Annotated in this window: 12 protein-coding genes; 5 read left to right on the top strand and 7 right to left on the bottom strand. The window is 71.8% G+C overall.

Annotated features, from left to right (window positions below; translation table 11 throughout):
* Positions 1 to 5: 5 nt before the first annotated feature.
* From ABD140_RS01330 to ABD140_RS01310, 5 genes are read right to left on the bottom strand one after another with little or no spacing between them, the layout of a single operon-like run.
* Entirely contained in the window at positions 6 to 422 is a 417-nt protein-coding gene (locus ABD140_RS01330; protein WP_344235752.1) for a roadblock/LC7 domain-containing protein, read from the bottom strand.
* Positions 419 to 2,785, bottom strand: a complete 2,367-nt coding sequence (locus ABD140_RS01325; protein WP_344235751.1) for a sensor histidine kinase — start codon at positions 2,783 to 2,785, stop codon at positions 419 to 421. Before ABD140_RS01325 ends, ABD140_RS01330 begins: the two co-directional genes overlap by 4 nt.
* On the bottom strand, positions 2,782 to 4,227 hold the full coding sequence (locus ABD140_RS01320) for a FadD3 family acyl-CoA ligase (protein ID WP_344235749.1): 1,446 nt from the start codon (positions 4,225 to 4,227) through the stop codon (positions 2,782 to 2,784). Before ABD140_RS01320 ends, ABD140_RS01325 begins: the two co-directional genes overlap by 4 nt.
* Positions 4,224 to 5,402, bottom strand: a complete 1,179-nt coding sequence (locus tag ABD140_RS01315) for an amidohydrolase family protein (protein ID WP_344235747.1) — start codon at positions 5,400 to 5,402, stop codon at positions 4,224 to 4,226. The genes ABD140_RS01320 and ABD140_RS01315 overlap by 4 nt, the downstream gene beginning before the upstream one ends.
* Positions 5,403 to 5,437: 35 nt before the next feature.
* Complete coding sequence (locus ABD140_RS01310) at positions 5,438 to 6,985, bottom strand: AMP-binding protein (protein WP_344235745.1); 1,548 nt, start codon at positions 6,983 to 6,985, stop codon at positions 5,438 to 5,440.
* 65 nt (positions 6,986 to 7,050) lie between these two features.
* Here ABD140_RS01310 and ABD140_RS01305 point away from each other — a divergent pair, with 65 nt between their 5' ends.
* From ABD140_RS01305 to ABD140_RS01295, 3 genes are read left to right on the top strand one after another with little or no spacing between them, the layout of a single operon-like run.
* Positions 7,051 to 8,052 carry a 2Fe-2S iron-sulfur cluster-binding protein gene (locus tag ABD140_RS01305; protein ID WP_344235743.1) on the top strand — a complete coding sequence of 334 codons (1,002 nt, stop codon included), beginning with the start codon at positions 7,051 to 7,053 and terminating at the stop codon, positions 8,050 to 8,052.
* Positions 8,053 to 8,079: 27 nt separating this feature from the next.
* A complete protein-coding gene (locus ABD140_RS01300; RefSeq protein ID WP_344235741.1) occupies positions 8,080 to 8,802 on the top strand; it encodes an enoyl-CoA hydratase/isomerase family protein in 723 nt (240 codons plus the stop codon).
* The gene (locus ABD140_RS01295) at positions 8,792 to 9,523 is read left to right on the top strand and encodes an alpha/beta hydrolase fold domain-containing protein (protein WP_344235739.1); all 732 of its coding nucleotides are present in this window, start codon (positions 8,792 to 8,794) and stop codon (positions 9,521 to 9,523) included. Before ABD140_RS01300 ends, ABD140_RS01295 begins: the two co-directional genes overlap by 11 nt.
* 283 nt (positions 9,524 to 9,806) lie before the next feature.
* Here ABD140_RS01295 and ABD140_RS01290 read toward each other — a convergent pair whose 3' ends face one another.
* Positions 9,807 to 10,967 carry a TetR/AcrR family transcriptional regulator gene (locus ABD140_RS01290; protein WP_344235737.1) on the bottom strand — a complete coding sequence of 387 codons (1,161 nt, stop codon included), beginning with the start codon at positions 10,965 to 10,967 and terminating at the stop codon, positions 9,807 to 9,809.
* 99 nt (positions 10,968 to 11,066) lie between these two features.
* Complete coding sequence (locus tag ABD140_RS01285) at positions 11,067 to 13,028, bottom strand: GMC family oxidoreductase N-terminal domain-containing protein (protein WP_344235735.1); 1,962 nt, start codon at positions 13,026 to 13,028, stop codon at positions 11,067 to 11,069.
* A 192-nt stretch (positions 13,029 to 13,220) separates the two neighbouring features.
* Here ABD140_RS01285 and ABD140_RS01280 point away from each other — a divergent pair, with 192 nt between their 5' ends.
* Together ABD140_RS01280 and ABD140_RS01275 are read left to right on the top strand one after the other, a co-directional pair.
* On the top strand, positions 13,221 to 13,895 hold the full coding sequence (locus ABD140_RS01280) for a TetR/AcrR family transcriptional regulator (RefSeq protein WP_344235733.1): 675 nt from the start codon (positions 13,221 to 13,223) through the stop codon (positions 13,893 to 13,895).
* A gap of 290 nt (positions 13,896 to 14,185) precedes the next feature.
* The gene (locus ABD140_RS01275; protein WP_344235731.1) at positions 14,186 to 15,370 is read left to right on the top strand and encodes an oxygenase MpaB family protein; all 1,185 of its coding nucleotides are present in this window, start codon (positions 14,186 to 14,188) and stop codon (positions 15,368 to 15,370) included.
* Positions 15,371 to 15,423: the final 53 nt, after the last annotated feature.

The following is a 15,423-nucleotide window of genomic DNA, read 5'->3' as shown; positions in this document are numbered from 1 at the left end:
TGTCCTCAGCGGTGCTCTGATCCGGAATCGGAGCGGGGCGCGGCCGCCACCCGCCGCCGCACCTGCTTGATCAGGCGGGTGAGCTCGTAGGCGACGAGCCCCGCGTTCCCGCCGGCGTCGGCCAGCACGGCCAGGCAGCTTCCCTGGCCCGCGGGCATCACGAAGAACAGCCGGTCGTCCAGCTCCACGAAGGCCTGGCGCACCCGCTCACCGCCGAAGTGCTCGCGCGCGCCGTTGGACAGGCTGTGGAAACCCGACGCCAGCGCCGCGAGGAACTCCGCGCCGCGCGGCGCGATGTTCCCCGACGCGCCCATCACCAGCCCGTCCCGGGACAGCAGGACCGCCTGGTGGATCTCGCCGACCCGGTCGACCAGGTCGTCGAGCAGCCAGTCGAACTCGTGCGCGTTCCGTCCCGCGTTCATCGCCGCCTCCTCGTCTCGTCCGGGTCGTCCAGTTCGTCGTCCGGGCCGTCGTCCTCGCGCGCCTGCAGCCAGCCGGACTGCAGCGAGGACATCAGGCTGCGGCTGTGCTCGGGATCCGGCTCGTCGAAGGCCGCCTCGGCCGGCTCCTCCACCGTCTTCCAGGAGGGCGAGGAGCGGTCGCGCAGCTGGGGCGCCAGGTTCTCCTGCCGCCTCCGCCGCGGAAGCCGTCCCGGCTCCCCTCCCGAGGACGCCGCCGCTCCGGGAGGCGTCGACTGAGCAGGAGGCGGAGCGGGAGCCGGGGCGGGCGGCGGAGGCGGGGCGAGGGCGGAGGGCGCCGCACGCCTCGCCTCGCGCACGGGCGGAGCGGGCGGAGCCGTGTGCCGCGCCGGAGCCTGGGGGCGCCGGGCGGCGGACAGCGCCGGATGCCGCTCCCCTTCGGCGACCGCCTTCCCGTGCGCCCTGTCCCCGGCCACCACCAGGGGCCGCGGGACCAGCACGATCGCGGTGGTGCCCCCGTAGGCGGAGGGCTGGAGCCGCACCTTGATCTCGTGCAGCGCCGCCAGCCGCGCCACGACGAAGAGCCCGAGCCGGTCGGTGTCGGCGAGGTCGAACTCCACCGGTTCGGCCAGCCGCTGGTTCAGCTCCGCCAGCTCCTCGGCGTCCAGGCCCAGGCCGCGGTCGATCACCTCGATCACCAGCCCGTTGGCCACCAGGTCCGCCTTCACCGTCACCTCGGTGGTCTTCGGGGAGAAGGACGTGGCGTTCTCGATCAGCTCGGCCAGCAGGTGGATCACGTCGGTGACGACGTCGCCGTCCACCGAGGACGCGTCCGCCGAAGGCGTGGCCTCCACCTCCACCCGGACGTAGTCCTCCACCTCGGCGACGGCCGCGCGCATCAGGTCCTCGACCGGGGCGGGGCGGTCCCAGGCGCGCGTCGTCTGCGCGCCCGACAGGATGACCAGGCCCTCGGCGTGGCGGCGCATGCGGGTGGTGAGGTGGTCGAGCCGGAACAGCGCCTCCAGCTCCTCGGGGCTGGAGGCCCTGCGCTCCATCTCGTCCAGCAGCCGCAGCTGGCGGTGGAGCAGCGACTGGCTGCGCCAGGACAGGTTGACGAAGACGCGGTTGATGCTGGAGCGCAGCTCGGCCTCGCCGACCGCGGTGCCGACCGCCGTCCGCTGCACCGTCGCGAACGCGTCGGCGACCAGGGCGACCTCCCGCGTCCGGCCCGCCGGGGGCCGCGGCGCCTCGGCCTCCACGTCCACCTTCTCGCCGCGGCGCAGACGCGCCACCACCCGGGGCAGCCGCTCGTGGGCGAGCTCCTGCGCCATGCTCTGCAGTGCGCGCAGCTCGCGGGCGAGCCGTCCGGCGAACAGCAGCGAGACCGCGACCGAGACGGCCACCGCCAGCAGGCCGACCCCGCCGGCCAGGTAGAACCGCGTCATGATCTCCGCGCGGACCGGTTCGAGCTGCTGCTTCTCCAGCACCTTGCTCGCCTGGTCGTTGGTACCCAGCCAGGCCGGGGTCAGCTGCGCCAGCGCGGCCTTCCACTCGCCCTGCCGGGGCACGGCGCCGCGCCGCACCAGGCCGTCCTCCAGCGCGCGGTAGGAGGTGTAAGGCGCCGACGCCGCGAACCGCTGCAGGATCAGGGAGATCTTCCCCTCCACCCCGGCGCGCGCGAGCCCGAAGAACTCCTCCTGGCTCCCGGCCCAGCGGGCGAACGCCATGCGGTGGTCCAGGCCCGCGGTCCTGGACCTGGCGGTCGCCAGCAGCGCGTCCTGGCGCAGGACGAAGTCGTACGACCAGTAGAGGTAGAGCAGCGAGTTGCTGTGCCGGTAGACCCCGACGTCGTCGACGCTCGCCAGGGTCGTCATCAGGTGGATCGAGCCGTCGATGAGCTCGCTGTAGCCGTCGATGGCCCGTAGCGGGGTGGTCCGCTTCGCCTCGATCTCGGAGCGCAGCGCGCCGAGGCCGTCGTAGGAGTCGTTGAGCGCCGTCAGCCGCTGCGCCACCGCGCCCGTGACGACCCTTCCCACCTCCGGGGACAGCGCCGCTCTGCGGAAGACGGCCAGCTGGGCATCGGTCACGGCCGCCTTCTCCCGGAACACCCGGGCGTTCTTCTCCCCGGGGAAGGCCAGCAGGAGCGCCGCGGCCGCCCGCTCCTCCTGGACGTTGTGCATGAGGAGCCCGGAGGGCACGCCGATCTTGTCGTAGACGGTGGAGAAGTCGCCGCGCGCCAGCGCGTCGGAGAGCGTCGAGGCGGTGGAGAAGATCCACAGCCCCACCAGCGAGGCCAGCGGGATCACCAGGAGGATCCCGATCCTGCGCCGGATCGGCAGCGTGCGCAGCCGCTTGCGGGAGCTCATTGCAGGCGGTCCTTCATCACCTTTCCGGTGGCGTTGAGGGGGAGCTCCTCACGGAACACCACGGAGCGGGGCGCCTTGTAGCCCGCCATGCGCTCCCTGCTCCAGGCGATCAGCTCCTCCTCGGCCACCGGCTCGCGCGGCACGACGAAGGCCTTGCAGACCTGGCCGAGCCGCTCGTCGGGAACGCCGATGACGGCGGCCTGGGCGACGGCCGGGTGCTCCATCAGGAAGTCCTCGACCTCGGCGGGGTAGACGTTGAAGCCGCCGACGATGAACATGTCCTTCTTGCGGCCGATGATCTTCAGCCTGCCGCCGTCGTCCAGCGAGCCGAGGTCGCCGGTGCGCAGCCAGCCGTCGGCGTCGACCGCCTCGGCCGTGGCCTCCGGGTCGTCGAGGTAGCCGCGCATCACGCTGTAGCCGCGCACGAGCACCTCGCCGTCGTCGGCGATGCGCACCTCGACGCCGTCGCAGGGGGTGCCGACGGTGGTGGCGATGTGCTCGAAGGAGTCGCCGGGCCGGGAGGCGGTGGCCGTCCCCGCCTCGGTCAGGCCGTAGCCGGTCATGATCGAGGTGAAGGGCAGTTCGGTGCTGACCCGGCGGATGAGCTCGACCGGGATGTCGGCGGCGCCGGTCACGGCCACCCGCAGCGAGGAGATGTCGCGCCCCGCCCGGACGCCGCGGTCGCCGGGGACGGCCAGCAGCGAGTGGTAGACCGTGGGCGCGCCGGGCAGCACCGTCACCTTCTCGCGCTCCACCAGGTCCAGGACCTGGTCGACGTCGAAGACCGGCACCGGCAGGATGGTCATGCCCCGGATGAGGGACGCGACGCAGCCCGCCTTGTAGCCGAAGGTGTGGAAGAACGGGTTGACGATGAGGTAGCGGTCGCCTTCGCGCGTCCCGGCCAGGTCGCACCACTCGGCGTACAGCCGGAGCGTCTGGCGGTGGCTCATCATGACGCCCTTGGGGCGGCCGGTCGTCCCGGAGGTGAAGATGACGTCGGCGATGTCGTCGCCGCTCACCTTCCGTTCGAAGGGCGAGCCGCTGGACAAGAAGTCCGACTTCAGGTCGATCACCGGGACGCCGTCCGGCGCGGTGTACTCCTGGTCGAGGAAGCCCTGCTGCACCAGGACGAGCTTGGCGCCGCTGCGGCGGACGACGTCGCCGGCCTCCTCGGCCTTGAACCGGGTGTTGACCGGCACCAGCACGCCGCCGGCGGTCACCAGGCCGAACGCCGCGATGATCCACTCGGCCGAGTTGGGCGCCCAGACCGCCGCCCGGTCGCCCTTGCCGATCCCCGCCTCGGCGAACGCGCCGGCCGCCGTGCGGACCCGTTCGGCCAGTTCGGTGAAGGTGAGCCGGAGCGGCCCGTCCACGACCGCTTCGGCGTCGCCGAAGCGGTCGGACGAGCTGAGCACCATCTCGGGGATGGTGTCCCACTTCATCGCGCGATCAACCTGGCGAGGTTGCCGCCCATGACCTTGGCCTTGTCGTCCTCGGTCATGCCGACGAGGTTGTCGACGTGGGTGATGGGGTCGGCCTTGCCCTCGGGGTGGGGGTAGTCCGAGCCGAACAGCACGCGGTCGATGCCCAGCAGGTCGCCCAGCGCGGACATGTCGTCCTCGATGAACGGGCTGACGTGGATCAGGCGGCGCATCTGCTCCACCGGGTTCTCCTCGAAGCCGTGCGGCATCTTCTTGAAGGTGTCCTTCAGGTTCGCCATCAGCGGCGCCACCCAGGACGACCCTGCCTCCACGATCGCGATCTTCAGGTCGGGGAAGCGCGACAGGGCGCCGTGGCAGACCAGCGAGCCCACCGCGTCCTCGATCGGCCGCCACTGCCCCAGGTGGCGGAAGGGCTGCGGCTTGAACGGCAGGTACTCCCGGCCCAGGCCCTCCCAGTCGTTGACGTAGCGCGCGTAGCCGCTGTCGGAGGAGTGGAAGGCCACCAGCGTGCCGGACTCCTGGACCAGCTTCCAGAAGGGGTCGAACTCCGGCAGCGCGAACGACCGGGGGCCGCGCAGCCCGAAGGCCGGGGCGGGGCGGATCAGGATGGCGCGGGCGCCGCGCTCCAGGACCCACTCCAGCTCCTCGATCGCCTTCTCCACGATCGGGAGGGTGATCACCGGGGTGGTGTAGATGCGGTCCTTGTAGTTGAAGGACCACACCTCGTCCAGCCACTGGTTGAGCGAGTGGACGACCGCGTGGGTCAGGTCCGGGTCGTCGCGCATGCGCTCCTCGAGGAGGCTCGCCAGCGTCGGGAACATCAGGGTGCGCTGGACGCCCTGCTCGTCCATCAGCTCCAGGCGCGGGCCCGGCTCCCGGAACGCCGGAATCGCCTTCATCGGCTCGCCGACGAGCTCCCGGTAGGACTTGCCCTCGGGGTTGCCGTACTTGAAGTAGTCCTCCTGCGCGCCCGGACGGGCCACCACCTCGAACGTCGGGTTCGGGATGTACTCGCTGATCTGGCCGCGGATCGCGATCTTCGTCCGCTTCCCGACCTTCACGTACTGGATGGCGCCCTTGTACTCCTGGGGCAGGTACCGCGTGAACGCGTCCTCGGGTTCGTACAGGTGGTTGTCCGCATCGAAGACCGGATAGGGCAACTCGCGCGAGGCCATGGAATCCTCCTTTGCTGAATGCGAGAATCCTATTCTCATCTAGAGCGTACTGCAATGTCCCCCAGGCTCCGCCTGAGGACGAACTTCTGGACCTTGCCGCTGGCGGTGCGCGGGAAGTCGGCGACCTCGTGCAGCTCCTCCGGCCACTTCTGCCGGGCCAGGCCGACACCCTCCAGGTGGGCGCGCAGCTCTTCGAGGGTGGGCATCGACCGTCCGGGACGGACCCGCACGAAGGCCGCGGCGTGCTCGCCGAGCCGCGCGTCGGGGGCGGAGACCACCGCCGCCTCCGCGACCGCGGGCATGCCGAGGAGCGCCTCCTCGACCTCCAGCGCGCTGATGTTCTCGCCGCCGCGGATGATGACGTCGGACTTGCGGTCGGTGATCGTCAGGTAGCCGTCCCCGTCGACCACCCCGATGTCGCCGGTGCGGTACCAGCCCTCGGCGTCGAAGGCCCGCTCGGTGAGCGCCGGGTCGGTGTAGCCCAGGCACAGGTCGGGACCGCGGCTGAGGATCTCGCCGTCCTCGGCCAGCCGCAGCTCCACGCCGGGCAGCACGTCCCCGTCGGTGTGCAGCCGCTTGTCCACGGGCGCGGTGTGCCGCGAGCCCGTGATCGACGGATGCTCGGTGCTGCCGTAGGAGCGGAACACCGTGATGCCCATGCCCTCCAGGCGGGTGGTGACCGCCGACGGCACCGAGGAGCCGCCGAGGCCCGCGTACTTCATGTACGGCAGGTGCTCGGGCGTGAAGTCGGGGTGGTCGAGCAGGCTCGTCATGTAGTAGGTCGCGCCGCCTCCCACGGTGAGGCCGTCGCTCTTCATCAGCGCCAGCGCCTGCGCCGGGTCCCAGACGTCGGCGAGGTTGACCGGGGTGCCGTCCAGCACCGGGATGAGGAAGGCGTTCACCATGCCGATGAAGTGGCCCACGGGCGCCGCGGTGAGCTGCTCGCTGCGGTCGTCCGGGTAGAGGCCGGCGAGCTGGCGCGTCTCGTGGCCCAGCGTCTGGTGGCTGTGCACGACGCCCTTGGGGTCGCTGGTGGTGCCGGAGGTGAACGCGATCAGGCAGGGCGCCGCCGGGTCCGCGGCCAGCACGCCCGCCATCGGCTCGTCGGCCAGCAGGTCGTCGAAGTCGCGCCCCACCACGCCGACGACGGGCACGTCGGCGACGAGGTCCGCCTGGTGCTCCAGCCTGCCGAAGCGCTCGGGGCCGACGAAGACCTTGGGCTTGACCGTCTCCAGGATGTAGCCGACCTCCTTGCGCCCGTAGAAGTGCACGACGGGCACCACGACCGCGCCGAGGAAGGACGAGGCCCAGAAGACCGCGGCCGCCTCCATCCAGTTGGGGAGCTGGAAGACGACCGTGTCGCCGGGGCCCACGCCCCGGTCCCGCAGCCCCGCGGCGAGCCTGCGGGCCACCAGCTCGACGTCGCGGAAGGTGCCCGACCAGGGGCGTACGGCCGAGTGCACGCGGAACCGGGTGTCGGGCGCCTCGCGCAGACCGCGGGCGAGCAGGCCGCCGAGGGTCTCCCGGGTCCACCAGCCCTCCGCCTCGTAGCGCCGGACCAGCTCAGGGGGGATCGTTCGCATGATGCGCGCTCCGTTCGTAGACGGGAGAATTGTAATCTCACTACAGGAGAAGATAAATTCCAGACATGGCACGAGACCACGGCTTCCACCCGATCCGCGTCAAGCGGGTCATCCAGGAGACGGCGGACACGCGGACGTACGTACTGGACGCGCCTTTCGACTACGAGGCCGGTCAGTTCATGACGTTCAGGGTGTGCGGCACGCTCCGCAGCTACTCGATGTCCAGTTCACCGGCGACCGACACCGAGCTGATGACGACCGTCAAACGGGTACCCGGCGGCCTGGTCTCGAACTGGATGCACGACCACCTCTCCCCCGGCGACCTCGTCGAGGCCACCCGGCCCGCCGGCGTCTTCCGCCTGCGGGAGGGCGGCGCCCCGCTGGTGGCGTTCTGCGGCGGCAGCGGCGTCACCCCGGTCCTGTCCCTGGTCAAGACCGCGCTGGCCACGACCGACCGGCGGGTGCGGCTGCTGACGGCCGACCGGGACGCCGCGTCCGTCATCTTCGGGCCCGTGCTGGACGAGCTGGCCGAACGGCACCCCGGCCGCTTCGAGCTGCGCCGCCACCTGGACACCGGCGGCGGCTTCCTCACGGAGCCGCAGATACGGGAGTTCACCGCGGACACCCCGGGAGCGGACTTCTACATCTGCGGCCCTGACCCGTTCATGGACCTGGTGGAACGGGTCCTGCTGGACGGGGGCGCCGCCGCCGAGCAGATCTTCATCGAGCGCTTCGGCACGGCCGCCGCCGCGCCTGAGTCTCCGGCGGAGGCCGGGGCCTCCGGGGAGGCCGAGGGCACCATCACCATCGTCCTGGCGGGCAAGAAGCACACCGTCCCGCAGCACTCCGGCGAGACCCTGCTGCAGAGCGCGCGCCGGGCGGGCCTCGCCCCGCCCTTCTCCTGCGAGGCGGGCAACTGCGCCACCTGCATCGCCCAGGTCACCGAGGGCGCGGCGCGGATGCAGATCAACAACGCGCTCGAGGACGACGAGATCGCCGACGGCTGGGTGCTCACCTGCCAGGGCGAGCCGACGACCCCCAGCATCACCGTCGTCTACGAGGACTGACGGCCCCCAACGAGCCTGGAGACACACGTGGCAGAGGTAGAACTCGCCTTCGACGGCGGCTTGGCGGTCATCACCATCAACCGCCCGCACGCCCGCAACGCCATCGCCCCGTCCACCATGGACGAACTGGAGAAGGCGCTCACCGAGGCGGCCGACGCGCAGGCGCTGGCCATCACCGGCGCGGGCGACCGCGCCTTCGTCTCGGGCGGCGACCTGAAGGAGCTGGCGAAGCTGCGCACCGAGGAGCAGGCCATGGACATGGCCCTGCGCATGCGCGGCGTCTGCGACCGGATCGCCGCCTTCCCCGGGCCGGTGATCGCCGCGCTGAACGGCCACGCCCTGGGCGGCGGGGCCGAGGTCGCGGTGGCCGCCGACATCCGGGTCGCGGCCGACGACATCCGGATCGGCTTCAACCAGGTGGCCCTGGCGATCATGCCGGCCTGGGGCGGCGCCGAACGGCTCGCCTCCCTCGTCGGCCGGGGCCGGGCGCTGATGCTGGCGGGCTCGGGCGAGATCCTCGGCGCCGCCGAGGCCGAACGGGTCGGCCTGGTGGACCGGATACTGCCCCGCGCCTCCTTCGAGAAGGGCTGGCACGCCCTCGCCTCGTCACTGGCGAACGGCTCGGCGCCGTCCATCAAGCGGGTCATGGCAGGCGTCTCCCCGGACGAGGCGGCGCGCGCCTTCGCCCGGCTGTGGGTGGCGGACGCCCACTGGGAAGCAGCGGAAAGGGTGATGAACCGTGGCAGATGAAGTGCAAGTCGAGACGAGCCGCACCGGCCTGGTCGTACGCCCGCCGGACCCGGCCGGGATGGCCGTCCTCTACCTGCACGGCGACCCGTCCTTCTCCGGCGAACCGGAGCAGGCGCTCGAGGCCGCCGAGCGCCTCAGCCTGCGGACGAGCGCCACCGTCGTCTGCGCCCGCTACCGCCCCGTCTTCCCCTCCGCGCTCGTGGACGTCCAGACCGCCTACCACTACGGCCAGGCCATGGGCGGCCCGGTCGCCGTGGCAGGCGAAGGCGCAGGCGCCGGCCTGGCCGCCGCCCTGCTCATCCGCCTACGCGACGCCGGATCCACCCTCCCCTCCTGCACGACACTCGTCTCCCCGCTGCTCGACCTGAGCCTCCAGGCCCCGAGCCTGCTCTTCAACGCCAGTGCCAACCCCGAGTTCGACCTCACCGAACTCCGCACCCGAGTCACCCGCTACACCGCCGACCGAGACCTCACTGATCCTTTCGTGAGCCCCCTGCACGGCAACCTCCACGGCCTGTCCCCCGTCCAACTCCTCACCGCCGGAACCGACCCCCTACTGGACGACGCCCTGGCCTTCGCCGCCCGCGCCGCCCACTCCAGCGTCTCCGTCGACCTGCGCGTCCACCCGGACGCCGCGACCCTGCGCACCGAGACCATCCCCGCCATGGCCGCCTTCATCAGGACCCACACCCATGCGGACCACATCGCCCGCCCCGCCTGACCCCGCGTGAACGGCACGGCTGAGTCGCGAAGCCAGCGGATGACCGCAGCGACGAACGCCTTGACCGCCGCTTACCGCCCGGCCGCGGTCTGCGCGTTGGGCTCGCCCCGTCCGGGGGCGCGTTCCCGTCCCGTCCTCCAGCTGCGACCCAGCCCTCGTCGACCTTCCGCGCGAATGGAAACCGCCCTGGCCTGCTGCTTCCGACGTCCGTGGCGCTCGAGGCCGCTTGCGGCAGTGTGCGGACGCCGTGCGGAACCACCCGGGTGGTCTTCGAGCGGAGGCGCTACAGGCCCAGGGCCGCCACGACCAGGGCGGTGACGGTGTCGCGGTGGCCGGGGGTGTTCTCCCAGTGGAGGGCGCGGCCGGTTTCGACCACCACGCCGAGGCCCGCGTGGGCCAGGATCCGGGTCCGGCGGGGATCCAGGTCGGGGCGGGCGAGGCGGAGCTGCTGCTCCCAGACGGCGATGTGGTCGCGTTGGGCGAGGGCGAGCGGGCGGCGGACGTCCGGGGGGAGGCCGGGCATCTCGGCTCTGGCGACGCTGGTCATCGCGGTGTACTCGAAGCTGTAGGCCACATAGGTCGCCGCCAGGGCGTGCACCGACTCGTGGGGGTCCGCCACTCCGTGCAGGTTCTGCTCGACGGCCTGGCCCAGGATTCCGGCGGCCTGCAGGCAGGCCGCCGCCAGGATGTCGACCTTGCTGGAATAGTGCCGGTAGAGCGCGGAAGGGGCCACCCCGACCGCTTTCGCGATCTGCCCGCTCGTGACATCGGCGAACCCGTCCCGGGCGAACAGCGGGATGGCCGCCGCGAGGATCTCCGCCCGTCGCGTGCGCGGCACGGGCCGGGCGGGCAGGTCGGCCGAACGGACGCGCCCGTCCGGAACCGCATCGGCCGCCGCCACCCGGAGCGCGGCCGAAAGGAGCACCTCCTCCAGGCGGCGCTGCGCGATGGAGGTGCGGTGCGTCGTGACGGACCCGATCGCGCCGAGCGCCGCGACGGTGCGCAGCCCCTCCAGCGGCAGCGGGTGCTCGCGGCGCACCGCCACCGTCACCTTCTCGACGACCTGCGCGAACTTGGCCCTGACCCGCCGGCGGTCTTCGTCCTCCAGATACCGGGACAGCCACCGGTACACGCCGCCCGACTCCCGGCGCTCCACCGTCACCCGGACGACCGCGCCGAGCACCTCCGCCAGCGAAGCCTCGGGGGGCACCTCGTCGAGTGCCCCGGCGAGCCTCGTCACCATCGAGTCCGCGCACTCGGCGAACAGCGCGTACTTGTTCGGAAAGTGCCGGTACAGGGCGGCCGCGGTGATGCCCACTCCACCGGCGATCTCCTCCATGGAGGCCGCGTGGTAGCCCCGTTCGCTGAACACCGGGCCGGCGGCCTCGATGATCTGCTGCCTGCGGTTGCGCGGACGGGTCGCCACGCCCGGCGCCGGCGTCACGGCGACACTCGCTGAGAATTGCAGACGAACATGGCCATACCGCAGTCAACCACACGGTGATGGCCATGCGCGCAGCATCGATCACCCGGTGTGCATCGTTCAGGCCCCGGTGCGGAGGCGGTCCGCCAGCCGGGTGGCGTTCATGTAGGCGATGGCCTCGATGGAGACCATGGGGTTCACACCGGACGAGGTCGGGAAGCAGGAGGCGTCCGCCACCACGACGTTGGGCACTTCCCAGGTCGCTCCGTCGGGGTCGGTCGCGCTCGTCTTCCGGTCGCCGCCCATGCGCGCGGTGCCCATGATGTGCAGGGCGGCGATCGCGCAGCGGCCCGGCTGGAGGCCCGCGGAACGGCAGGCCGCGACGAACTCCTCGTAGGTGCTCCGTCGTCCCGGCTCGTAGGACGGCCCGGACTGGTGCGCCGAGGAGATCCGGCGGGCTCCGGCGGCCTCCAGGATCCGGGTCGCGCCCTCGATCCCCTTCTGAAGGTGGGCCGCGTCGTGGTCCGACAGCCGGTAGTGCGGCACGGGCTCGCCGTCACGGGCCACCTTGACCTCGCCGGAGTCGCGGTCCCGGGTGATGATCCCGATCCCGCCCGTGCGGGCCAGGTCCTTCGTCGCGGCCAGGTGGGCGGCGCCGCCGCGCCAGTTCATGAAGCCCTGCAGCGAGGCGGGGTTGCCCGGACCGGTCTCGTAGATGACGCCGTACCCGTCGCCGTCGAGGTCGCTGTCCTGGCGGGAGTACCGGGTCTGCATCCCGCCCTCCCACGGGCGGATCTCCTCGTCGAAGAGGCCCCACACGGCCGTGGCGGGGTGCAGCCGCAGGTGGCGGCCGATGGTCGGGTCGGTGAACCCGGAGCGGCGCAGCAGCGCCGGGGTCTGGACGGCGCCCGCGGCCACCACGACGGCGCGGGCGTGCACGGTCACCGCGTGGCCCTGGCCGGTGACGCCGCGCACGCCGACGGCGCGCCCGCGCTTCGTCTCGATGGTCCGGACGTCGGTGTCGATGACCAGCCGCGCCCCGGCGGCCTCGGCGTCGGCGAGCCAGGTCTTGGTGACCGACTGCTTGGCCCCGGGCCGGCAGCCGTACCCGCACCGTCCGCAGTCGGTTCCCATGTCGCAGCCCACCACGTTGCGGGGCATCGCGTCGACGTGCCAGCCGAGTGCGCGCAGGCCGCGCTCCAGGACCTCGTCACGGGCCGAGGGAGTGCTGTGGTCGGTGTTCACCGAGAGCCGGCTCATCACCGCGTCGGTGGCGCGGGTGTACTCCTCGTCCGCGAACTGCCCGGCGCCGAGGGCCGCCCACTCGGCGCGCACTTCGTCGGGTGTGGGGAAGGATGTCGTCCAGTTGACGACGGTGCCGCCGCCCAGGCACGAGCCCGCGACGAGCGCGACCTGGCCCTCGGCGGTGGAGGCCGGACCGGCCGCGTACAACCGGCTCAGGCCTGCCAGCTCCTGTCCGTCGAAGTCGGCGTCGTCGTAGTAGCCGCCGCGTTCCAGGACGACCACGCTCAGGCCCGCGGCGGCGAGGACCCCGGCCGCGGTGCCGCCTCCGGCACCGGATCCGACGACCACGACGTCGCAGTCGAGCGCGGTGTCGGCGGTCGGCGACAGCGGGGAGAGTTTCGGGCGCGGTGCGGACGCCAGTGGCCCCAGGGGGCCGGGGTATCCGATGGCGTCCCAGACCGGCGAGGTCCCGGTCGGGCCGGGGGCCAGCATGTAGGCGGAGGTCGCCAGGCCGCGCAGGGACTGGAACAGCACCCGTTTGGTCTCCGAGGACGAGTCGCCCAGTCCCAGCAGCACCCGTTCCCGCTCCGCGGCGGCCAGCCGCGAGAACCGGCGCCCGCCCGTGCCCAGGACCAGCCCCATCGCACGCGAATCCCACAGGGACAGCAGCAGCTCCAGCTGCTTGCGGTCCCTGGCGCGGGGCTGGCCGCCGGCGAGCGCCTCGGCGATGTCCACGGCTCCCAGCGCGCCGGCGGACGGGATCGCCGCGCCGTCGCCGGGAGTGAAGGTGTCGCAGATGGCGGTGAGCGCCGCCCGCTGTCGAGCGTCGAAGGTCATGAGCGTCCCTTGTCTGCGGAGGAGGGCCCGTCGGCCAGGGGGTGTGAGCCGCATCACGCGGGGCATGAAAGTACCTAAGACTGAGATTGACGTCAATCTCTACCTTTCCCGCCAGCGAGCCGCGGGAGGCGGCACCGCGTGCGCCGCTGGTAACGTCACTGCCTCCAACGATCGTCGAGACGAGGTGCAACCGTGTCCGCCGAGAGCGACGGGGCGAGCAGGAGACGCACCCGTGTCGACCGGCGCCGCGAGACCACGCCGCGGCGCCTTCGCGACGCGGCGCGCGTCGTCTTCGAGCGGGACGGCTTCCACAACGCCCGGCTCTCCGACATCAGCGCCGAGGCGAAGGTCGGGGCGGGGACGCTCTACAACTACTTCCGGTCCAAGCACGATCTGCTGTTCGAGCTGATGAAGGATGTCTCCGCCGATCTGACCGGGACCGCGCCCGATCACGCCGGCGCCCAGCAGGACCCCGTCCGCCGCATCGAGGAGGTCAACCGGATCTACCTCGAGGCGTTCCGGCGCAACGCCCGCGTGCTGCAGGCGGTCTACCAGGCGCGCGACGAGGACGAGCGGCTCCGGGCCCAGTGGGACGAGGTCGCCGACCACTTCCAGAGCAGGGCCACGCGGGCGATCGCCGCGTGGCAGAAGGCCGGCCTGGCGTACGGGGATCTGGACCCGCGCCACACCGCGCACGCCCTGACGCTGATGGTCGAGCGCGTGGTCATGGCCTGGTCGTACGAGGGCATCGAGTACGACGCGGAGACCCTGATCGCCACCATCAACAAGATCTGGATCCGCTCGCTGGGGCTGGCGGGCGGCGCCGGGCCGCGCCCCGGTACCGCCGCGCGGCCCGGCGCCGAGTAGGACGCGGCCCGCCTTCCGGGCGAGACGCTCGGCCCGATCGTTCCCACGCGGCGCTGAGAAGTACCCCGACGCGGCCGACCGCACACCTTCGCGTAACCGAAAAAATCACCCAAAACAGACCCTTGTCGACCCCGATCCGCCTGGCTATGTTAATTGAGATTCACCTCAGTTTTCCTTCATTCACCCGGTCGATCCGCTCCCACCCCCCAAGTCACAGACGTGCCGAGCTGCCGTCTTGGCTTTACGCGGAAGTAGGTAAGTAAATGGAGAATCTCAGCAGAAGGCGTGCCATGTCGCTCGGCGCCGCCCTGGGGCTCACCGGCCTCGCGCTCGAAGCACCCACGCTGTGGTCGTGGTCGTCCCTGGGGTCGATCGCCAAGGCCGACGCGGTCACCGACCCGTTCCAGGTGTGGGACCCCGCGGCGGACCAGGTCGCGGCACGGCTGCTCGCCGACGGCTCGATCCCGGCGGTCAACGCCGCCTGGGACTCGTGGCGCCTCAACAAGGACCCGCTGCCGTCCGGCATGCCCGACCACCTGGTCTCCTACCTCCAGCAGGTCAACAAGCTCCCCGCATGGGCCGACCGCAGCAAACTCGCCCGGGCCCAGACGCTCTACAAGCGCCTGAGCGGCTACCTGTTCATCTCCGAGAGCCTCGGCAGCGGATTCCTGAGCACCGTGATCCCGCGGGAGGCCCGCTCGGTCTACTGGTCGGCGGGCGGCGCCGACATGCAGGACCGCGCGGCCAAGACCTTCACCTTCGGATACGACCTGCACCACGAGGACGCCTTCGACCCGGAGGGCGCCTTCATCACCTCCGCCAACAAGACGCGCCTGGTGCACGCCATGGTGCGCAACCTGCTCCCGCTCTCACCGCAGTTCCAGGCGACCACCGACCAGCCGTCGCCGATCAGCAACGGCGACATCCTGGTCACCTTCCACTCCGTGGGCACCGTCGCGTGGAAGAACATGAGGAAGTGGGGCGTGCGGTACTGGTCCGCCGACCAGGAGGCGGACCTGCACGCCTGGCAGGTCGCCCTCTCCCTGCTCGGCGTCCAGGACCGGTTCATCCCGCAGACCTGGAAGGACGCCGAGGAGCAGGCGGAGCAGATGCTGTGGCCCAGGGTGGCCCCCACGGTCGAGGGCAACGCCCTGGCCCAGATGCTGCTCGACGCCGTGGCGGGGCTCGGCACGGAACTGAGCACGGGCTTCGTCAGCGAGATGGTCCGCTACCTCATCGGCGACACCTACTGGCGCTGGCTCGACCTGCCGGCGGACCTCGCCGCACGTGTCCTGATCAAGGCCAACTGGCCGCTCTACGTCGCCTTCCGCGAAGGCCTGTCCCTCGTCGCCCCCAGCAGCTTCAACCTCTTCGACGGGTTCGTCCGCGGCATCTCCATGCTGTACCTCAACAACGGCTCATCGACGACGCACACTCCCATCACCCTCCCCTCGGCGAACCGCCCCGGCTCCTGACCGCTGAACCCCACCCGCCTGTGCGGGCCGGAAGGCGTGCCGCCTTCCGGCCC

The organism is Actinocorallia libanotica, from assembly GCF_039525175.1.
Classification (GTDB): Bacteria; Actinomycetota; Actinomycetes; order Streptosporangiales; family Streptosporangiaceae; genus Actinocorallia; species Actinocorallia libanotica.
This window is presented reverse-complemented; position numbering and strand designations above follow the sequence as displayed.